This is a genomic window from Yoonia sp. (assembly GCF_017854415.1).
GTDB lineage: Bacteria > Pseudomonadota > Alphaproteobacteria > Rhodobacterales > Rhodobacteraceae > Yoonia.
In genome coordinates this window covers 1-8,447 of the sequence record NZ_JAFMHR010000128.1, presented here as the reverse complement: position 1 = coordinate 8,447, position 8,447 = coordinate 1, and the positions used below count along the sequence as shown (strand labels likewise).

At 55.2% G+C, this 8,447-nt stretch carries 8 protein-coding genes; 3 read left to right on the top strand and 5 right to left on the bottom strand.

Annotation, left to right across the window (positions count from 1 at the left end):
* Positions 1-340: SDR family NAD(P)-dependent oxidoreductase (locus QZ197_RS13065; protein WP_296432478.1), on the bottom strand; the 340-nt coding region annotated here is incomplete at its 3' end.
* A gap of 79 nt (positions 341-419) precedes the next feature.
* Here QZ197_RS13065 and QZ197_RS13060 point away from each other — a divergent pair.
* The 3 genes from QZ197_RS13060 (at position 420) to QZ197_RS13050 (ending at position 3,997) form a co-directional block, all read left to right on the top strand.
* Positions 420-869 carry an isoprenylcysteine carboxylmethyltransferase family protein gene (locus QZ197_RS13060; RefSeq protein ID WP_296432477.1) on the top strand — a complete coding sequence of 150 codons (450 nt, stop codon included), beginning with the start codon at positions 420-422 and terminating at the stop codon, positions 867-869.
* Between the two features lie 104 nt (positions 870-973).
* The gene (locus QZ197_RS13055; RefSeq protein ID WP_296432476.1) at positions 974-2,548 is read left to right on the top strand and encodes a Re/Si-specific NAD(P)(+) transhydrogenase subunit alpha; all 1,575 of its coding nucleotides are present in this window, start codon (positions 974-976) and stop codon (positions 2,546-2,548) included.
* Between the two features lie 15 nt (positions 2,549-2,563).
* Positions 2,564-3,997, top strand: coding sequence for an NAD(P)(+) transhydrogenase (Re/Si-specific) subunit beta (locus QZ197_RS13050; RefSeq protein WP_296432472.1), 1,434 nt, complete (start codon positions 2,564-2,566; stop codon positions 3,995-3,997).
* Positions 3,998-4,130: 133 nt separating this feature from the next.
* Here the strand turns inward: QZ197_RS13050 and QZ197_RS13045 are convergent, their stop codons facing one another.
* The 4 genes from QZ197_RS13045 to QZ197_RS13030 all read right to left on the bottom strand — a co-directional run.
* Complete coding sequence (locus QZ197_RS13045; protein WP_296432471.1) at positions 4,131-4,547, bottom strand: VOC family protein; 417 nt, start codon at positions 4,545-4,547, stop codon at positions 4,131-4,133.
* A 208-nt stretch (positions 4,548-4,755) separates the two neighbouring features.
* A complete protein-coding gene (locus QZ197_RS13040) occupies positions 4,756-5,715 on the bottom strand; it encodes an ABC transporter permease (protein WP_296432470.1) in 960 nt (319 codons plus the stop codon).
* The gene (locus tag QZ197_RS13035) at positions 5,708-6,715 is read right to left on the bottom strand and encodes an ABC transporter permease (protein ID WP_296432469.1); all 1,008 of its coding nucleotides are present in this window, start codon (positions 6,713-6,715) and stop codon (positions 5,708-5,710) included. The genes QZ197_RS13040 and QZ197_RS13035 overlap by 8 nt, the downstream gene beginning before the upstream one ends.
* Positions 6,716-6,791: 76 nt before the next feature.
* Positions 6,792-8,447 (bottom strand): peptide ABC transporter substrate-binding protein (locus tag QZ197_RS13030; RefSeq protein WP_296432468.1); only part of this gene is annotated, 1,656 nt, incomplete at its 5' end.

Here is an 8,447-nt window from a genome sequence, read left to right as displayed (position 1 = left end):
ATACGCCGTCAAGATTGGTGGTCATCATTTTGCGCCATTGGGCGAGCGTTGTTTTCTCGAAGGGTCCGCCTTCGGCGATCCCCGCATTGGCGACACAAATCTGAATTGGACCGCGGTCTGATGCGGCCTTTGCGATACCGTCTCGCACCGATGCCTCATCATCCACATCCATGACAAGCGTATGCAGGCGCGAATGTGTGCTGGCGATCTGTGCCAGCTTGTCTGCGCGGCGCCCTGTAATTGTGACCTCGGCACCTGCTTGCGCCAATGCGACTGCGATCCCTGCGCCAATACCTGTGCCACCACCCGTTACCAGCGCGTGCTTGCCTGCGTGTTCCATAATGATCCTTTCGTTCGCCTTTATGCTAACGGGCGGACAGGCATGGACAAGGGCAAAGCGGTAGGTCTAAACCAATGACATGAAATGGATTGATATACCCCCTGTTTGGCTTTTGCTTGCTGTCGTGATCACGTGGTGGATAGGGCAGTTGCAACCCGCATCGTTTGCGATTGGTGGACCTGTCACGTCGCTTTTTGGCGGTTTGTTAGTCGGGGGCGGGATTGTGTTGATTTTGCTTGCTGCGTCAGAGTTCCGTCGCCGCAAAACGACAATCATTCCGCATATGGAAGCCAATAACCTGATCACCACCGGCATCTTCAAACGCAGCCGCAACCCGATCTATCTGGGCGACGCGCTGATCCTTGCCGGTCTAACCCTGCGCTGGGAGGCACCGATTGCTTTGCTGCTGGTGCCGTTGTTTATGGGAACCATCACGCAACGCTTTATCGTACCCGAGGAAAACCGTCTCCGCGTGAAATTTCGCGCCGATTTTGCGCGCTATTGCCAAAACACGCGCCGTTGGGTGTGACTGTTAGCGTATGACATGAAGTGTCATAGCGGCCATTCCCTTGTGAAATATTATTGCGCCCTATAATGCTTTGACAATGCGTTAAGAAATATGGGGGACATTCCGTGAAAATCGGTACACCAAAAGAAATATTTGAAGGCGAAAACAGGGTTGCGATGACTCCGGCCTCCGCAAAAGATTTGCAAAAGCTGGGTTATGAATGCGTGATCGAAACGGGTGCCGGTGCGGCAGCTGGGTTCAATGACAAAACCTACAAGGATGCAGGCGTTGAAGTGGTGAAAACCGCAGCGGCGCTGTTCAAAACGGCTGATGTCGTGGCCAAAGTGCGTCCGCCCGAGGATGTCGAGATCAAGCGCTTGCGCGAAGGGCAGACACTGATTTCTTTCTTCTACCCCGCGCAGAACAAGGAATTAATGGAGGCCGCCAACGCCAAAGGCGCCACCGTGATTGCGATGGATATGGTGCCACGCATCAGCCGCGCACAGAAAATGGACGCACTGTCGTCGATGGCAAATATTGCAGGCTACCGGTCTGTGATCGAAGCAGGTAACAACTTTGGCCGCTTTTTTACTGGTCAGGTGACAGCCGCCGGTAAGGTCCCGCCTGCCAAGGTGCTTGTTGTCGGAGCTGGTGTTGCGGGTCTTGCCGCAATTGGTACGGCAACGTCGCTTGGCGCGATTACCTATGCGTTCGATGTGCGCCCTGAAGTGGCTGAGCAGGTCGAATCGATGGGCGCGCAGTTCGTGTTCCTTGATTTTGACGAAGAACAGCAAGATGGTTCGGCGACAGGCGGCTACGCTCCAGTGTCGTCACCAGAATTTGCAGCTGCCCAGCTTGCCAAGTTCCGCGAAATTGCACCTGACATCGATATTGTCATCACGACAGCGTTGATCCCTGGCCGTGACGCACCAGAGCTTTGGACCAAAGACATGGTCGACGCGATGAAACCCGGTTCTGTCATCATCGATTTGGCCGCAGAGCGGGGCGGCAACTGTAAGCTGACCGTCAAAGACGAAAAGATTGTCACCGACAACGGTGTCACAATCATCGGCTATACCGACTTCCCAAGCCGAATGGCGGCGCAAGCATCCACGCTTTATTCCACAAACATCCGTCACATGATGGCCGACCTGACACCTGAAAAGGATGGGACGCCAAACCACAACATGGAAGACGACGTGATCCGTGGCGCGACTGCGACGCACAAAGGCGAGATTACATTCCCGCCGCCGCCGCCAAAGGTTGCTGCGATTGCGGCAGCTCCAAAAAAGGCAGCGCCTAGGGAACTGACACCCGAAGAAAAACGCGCCGCTGAAACGGCCGCGTTCAAGGCGCAAACACGCAACCAAGTCACTTTGCTGACTGTGGGTGCTGTGTTGTTGTTGGGCGTCGGACTGGTCGCACCAGCCAGCTTTATGCAGCACTTTATCGTGTTTGTGTTGTCGGTGTTCATCGGCTTTCAGGTCATTTGGGGCGTGGCGCATAGTTTGCACACACCACTTATGGCGATCACCAATGCAATTTCTTCGATCATCATCTTGGGCGCGCTGACGCAGATCGGATCAAGTTCGTCCTTGGTCGTGATCATTGCCGCCCTTGCGGTCTTTATGACCGGCATTAACATTTTCGGCGGCTTTCTTGTGACACGGCGCATGCTCGCCATGTTCCAGAAATCCTAAAGGGGTAGTAGAACAATGGAATTTGGTTTCACAACAGCGGCTTATGTCGTTTCAGCAGTTCTTATTATCCTTAGCTTGGGCGGTTTGTCCGGCCAAGAAAGCGCAAAGCGTGCGGTTTGGTACGGCATCGTCGGCATGGCCTTGGCTATTGCCGCGACACTGGTCGGACCGGGGTCGGGGTTCTGGCTGCTTTCACTCGTCTTGATCGCCGGTGGCGGTGCAATCGGGTATCAGCTGGCCACAAAAGTCCAGATGACCCAGATGCCAGAGCTTGTGGCGGCGATGCATTCGCTTGTCGGTCTGGCAGCGGTGTTTGTGGGCTTTATCGCGCATCTGGAACTCAACCGTGTGTTGGGCATGGATGCCGCAGGCAAAGACGCGCTTGAGGGCTTCGCGGCACTTCTTGCCAAGAAAGAAGCAGTCGAGATCAACATCCTGCGGGTCGAGCTATTTTTGGGTATCTTCATCGGTGCTATTACGTTCACAGGCTCTGTTATTGCTTACGGCAAGCTGGCAGGCAAAGTAGACAGCTCTGCGACAAAGCTACCGGGTGGTCATTTACTGAACGCTTCTGCGGCTGCGATTTCGCTGCTGTGCTTGGTTTGGTACTTTAATACCGGTGGTTTCTTGCCGTTGTTCTTTATGACGCTGGCGGCGCTGTTTATCGGCTATCACCTGATCATGGGCATCGGCGGCGCGGATATGCCTGTCGTCGTGTCGATGTTGAACAGCTATTCCGGTTGGGCTGCAGCGGCGATTGGTTTCAGCCTCGGCAATGATCTGTTGATTGTTGTTGGCGCGCTTGTCGGCTCGTCCGGTGCGATCTTGTCGTACATCATGTGCAAGGCGATGAACCGGTCGTTTGTCAGCGTGATCTTGGGCGGCTTTGGCGGCCCTGCGGGCGAACAAATGGCGGTTGAGGGCGAACAGATCGCCATTGACGCAGATGGCGTTGCGACGGCCCTGAACGAGGCGGACAGCGTCATCATCATCCCGGGCTACGGCATGGCTGTGGCGCAAGCCCAGCAGGCTGTGTCCGAACTGGTGCGCAAGCTGCGTGCGCAAGGCAAGACCGTGCGTTTCGCGATCCACCCAGTTGCGGGGCGTTTGCCCGGCCACATGAACGTGCTGCTGGCCGAAGCCAAAGTGCCTTATGACATCGTGATGGAGATGGACGAGATCAACGACGACTTCCCGACAACGGACGTCGCGATTGTGATCGGCTCTAACGACATCGTGAACCCTGCGGCACAAGATGATCCGAACAGCCCGATTGCGGGTATGCCGGTTCTTGAGTGTTGGAAGGCCAAGCAGGTATTCGTGTCCAAGCGCGGGCAGGGTACTGGCTATTCCGGCATCGAGAACCCACTGTTCTTTAAAGAGAACACACGGATGTTCTACGGTGACGCGAAAAAGTCACTGGACGAGTTGCTGCCAAAGATCGACTGACCATCTGGCGAGCGTTGCGATATAGAAAAGCCCCGTTGCATGATGCAACGGGGCTTTTTTGCGGCCTCAATTTGGTTGGCATAGGCAAGGCACTCTAGTTCTGACCATTGCACGGTCGCGCGCGAAACCCGCGTTACCCGTCGCGGCCGGGTTCGGTCGGATCGCTTGAGAACAGCGCGACCTTGTTGCCTTGCGGGTCGCGCAGGTAGCCCACATAGAAATGGGGTCCATACGACGCGCGAAAGCCCGGTTGGCCTTCGTCAACGCCGCCTGCGGCAAGTGCTGCTGCGTGAAGGTCACGTACCTGCTTTTGATTGCGCGCCTCGAAAGCGACCATCGTGCCGTTTCCTGCCGCGGCGGGATGTCCATCGAAGGTTGGTTTGACATAAAAATCCGGCGGAATAATTGACTGACCTGATTGGACGGGCAACGCATAACTCAGGCCTTCGGGGCCTTCTTCGAGTGCGTAGTTAAGGGCTGGCAAGAACGCTGTGTAAAACTGCTTAGCGCGTGCGATATCATCAGCACCGACGGTGACATATGCAATCATGCGTGAAGGTCCTTTCTAGGAATTTTATCATGCGCCGTGTTTGTCGGTGAATGGTAGCGCAACACATAATGAGGCTCAATCACGGCGCGGGGTCGGTGCGCTGGCCTTAACTTTTGTCCAAAGAAAACGCTTTTGAAGGCCCCTTATGAGGGAAACGACGCAGGCTCGTGAAAGCCTGCGTCGTTCATAATGTTGCGGTTGATTGACGCTACAATCCGCGAATGCGCGGGTCCAAGGCATCCCGCAAACCGTCACCGATATAGTTCACGGCCAATACGGTCAGCGAAATCGCCAATCCGGGCCACAGGACCCGCTCGGGAAATGCTGTCATGCGGTCAACGCTATCGAACAGGATCTTGCCCCATGTCGGAAAGTCGGATGGAAAGCCAAGGCCAAGGAAGGACAAAGCGCTTTCGGTAATGATCGCTGTTGCCAGCCCCAAGGTTGCGGATACCATGATAGGGGACAGCACATTGGGCAGGATGTGGCGCGTGATCATCCGGCGCGGTGGGGTGCCGATTGAACGGGCGGCCAGCACGAATTCACGTTCTTTGAGCGCCATCACATCGCCGCGCACGATCCGTGCGGTTTGCATCCATGAAGTGATGCCGATGCCGGCCACGATCAGGATAAATATCCCCGTTTCGGGTCCGAAGGCTGCGCGCAGCGGATCACGAAACAGCAGCATCATCACCAACAACAGTGGAAGGATTGGCAAGGACAGGACCAGATCGGTAAAGCGCATCAGCGCCCAATCCAGCCGCTTGAAGTAGCCAGAGATCACGCCGACAAATGTGCCGATCAGGATCGCCAAAATCATCGCGGTCCAGCCGACCGCCAAGCTGATCCGCCCGCCTTGCATAATATTGGACATGATATCGCGGCCCAAATGGTCAGTGCCCATCGGGCGCGCCCAGCTGGTCTTGGCTTCGCCGTCCCAGATCGCCACATAAATTGGGCGCACGTCTTTGTTGCGGATGTCCAGCTTGCCGGGGTCAACGTCCCAAAGCCATGGGCCGATGGCACAGAACAGCGTGATGAACGCTAGAAAAATCAAACCAGCCATCGCACCTTTGTGCGACCGGAATTGGTCCCAGACATCCCACCATTGATTGTGGGTTTTCTCGACAGGCTCTGGCGTATCGGAGGGCATGGACAGATCAGTCATAACGGATCCTCGGGTCAAGCACGCCGTATAGAATATCGGCAATCAGGTTCATCAAAACGATCAGAACCGCCAGCAGGAATGTAATGGTCATGACCATCGGAATGTCAGAGCCTTGCAGCGCGATGATCAGCAACTGCCCAAGGCCGTTCACTTTGAAGACTTGTTCGGTGATGATCGCCCCGCCAAAGATCGACGGGATACCCAAAGCAATCACAGTCACAACAGGGATCATCGAGTTGCGCAGCACATGGCGCATGACGACGACGCTTTCGGTCATACCCTTGGCGCGGGCGGTGCGCACGTAGTCTTGACCCAAGTTATCCAGCATGGACGCCCGCATATACCGGCTGACCTGTGCGGTTGTCTGCAGCGCCAACACCATCACGGGCATAATCATCTGCTGCATCTGGAACTTGAAGGTGTCCCAATCGACGACTTCGTGGGTGGTGTCATAGATCGACGGCAACCAGCCCAGATTGACCGAGAAGATCACGATGACCAGCACACCCGAAAAGAACGGTGGAACCGAAAAGCCGATCATGCTGACGAATGTACCGGCTTGGTCAAAGACCGAATACTGTTTGTACGCGCTGATGATCCCAATCGGTAGGGCGATAGCAACGCCGACAACATAGGACATGCCAACCACCCAAAGTGTCTGCGGTATACGCTCTGCAATGGTGTCGAAAACGGGGCTGCGGGACTGAAAGCTGATGATGCGCTGTGCACCATCGGCAAAGTTGGTCCCGAACGCGCTATCAATCCAATACTGCGGTTCGACAATAAAGAATTGCTTGAGCCAAAGAGGGAAGCGGACCCACCAAGGTTCACCCAATCCCAATGCGAGACGCATTTTTTCTTTCACTTCGGGGGGGATCGTCAGCGGCATCTGCGACATCGGATCACCCGGTGCCAGTTCCAGCAGCATGAAAATCACAAAAGCGATGAAGATAAGCGTCGGGATCGACAGAAGTAATCTACGTATGGTGTAGGTCAGCATGTGCGACGCCTTTGTACATAGCTTTGGAAAAAAGAGAAGTAGGCCGAAGGGTTTCCCCCTCGGCCTAATGTCGAATTTAGCGGTTGTCGCCGGTACGGTACCAGTCAGCTACGTTCCACAGCTCACTGTCCCAAGTGTTCAGGATCACGCCACCAAGTGTGGTGGAATGTGCAGATACACGACCACGGTCAACCAGTGGTACGATGACATTGCTTTCCTTGGTCATCATATCATTGAGCATGATGCCAATACGACCGCGTTCCGCAAGATCGGCGGTCGCTGCCAGCTCTGCCCAAAGCGCATCATAGGCCGGATCACAGAACCGGTTAATGTTTTCGCCTTGCCACTGGGTGTCAGGTGATGGGATGTTTTCGCAAAGATACGCGCCCAAATAGGCTTGTGGATCTGTGCCGGGGAAGTTGTTCGCATACATTTCAACGTCTGCATAGAAACGCTGGAATGTGTCAGGCGAACCTGGATCACCACCAAAGAAGACGCCTGCATCGATGTTGCGCAGTTCGGTTTCAACACCGATTGCTTCCCACCACTCTTTGATCAGAGCTTGGAAGTCCTGACGCACAGCGTTGGTCGATGTTTGATAGAGAACAGACAGGCGGACGCCATCTGCGTTCACACGTACACCGTCGCCGCCCATCATAAAGCCTGCTTCGTCCAGCAGTGCATTCGCACGATCCATGTCTTGTGTCAGACATGCCGTGTTTTCGGACGCATAAAGTGCTGGTGCCGGAACAAGGTTACATGTCGCACGACCGGCCTGACCATAACCCACTTCGACCAGAAGATCGCGGTCGATAGAGATCGACAACGCTTCGCGCACGCGTGCATCGGACAAGAACGGGTGCGGTGCTGCAACCGTTGAGCGAACACCTTCGGGCTGCGATGCGGACGGATCGGTCAAGTTCATTTCAATACGCTCTACCAGCGTACCAAATGCGGACACAGGTACACCCATACCGCCTTCGGCCATTGATGCGATCACATCAGGTGCCAGTTGCATGTTCCAAGCATAGTCGAATTCGCCAGTTTCCATGACAGAACGGCCAGCAGCTGTAGCGTCGCCGCCACCCTTGAAGGTCACGGATGCAAATGCTGGTTTGTTCGGATCACGATAGTTCTCGTTTGCCTCGAACTGAACCACGTCGTTGACGCGGAAGTCTGTGACAACAAAAGGACCTGTGCCGATTGGCATAAAGTTGGCATCAGTACATTCTGGCGCACGTGGGCCAAGACAGTCAGCGAATTGCGCCGCTTGCAGAATTGGCGACTCGTGGCCAACAAATGCTTGGTATGGGTTTGGGGCTGGACCGGTGAAGTTCACCGTCACGGTTTTGTCGTCAACGATCTCTACGCTTTCGACGTTCGAGAACTTCGCGCCTTGCGCACAGCCGCCACCTTCAGCGGTGCAATACTCGTAGGTGAACTGTACATCGCGTGCTGTTACAGCAGAACCGTCAGACCACAAAACGTCAGGGTTAATTGACCACGTGATCGACGTGAGGTCAGCCGATACGCCACCATTGCCTACCGTCGGAATTTCGGTCGCAAGATAGGGGACCATCATGCCAGTTTCGTCGTAACGAGCGAGCGGTTCCAGAACCAGGCTGGCGGCCTCGATGTCTTTGGTACCACCTGACAGGAACGGGTTCATAATCGAGACGGCCTGCCAATAGATGATTTTGACTTCGCCATCGCGGCCACGCTCGCCTTCATG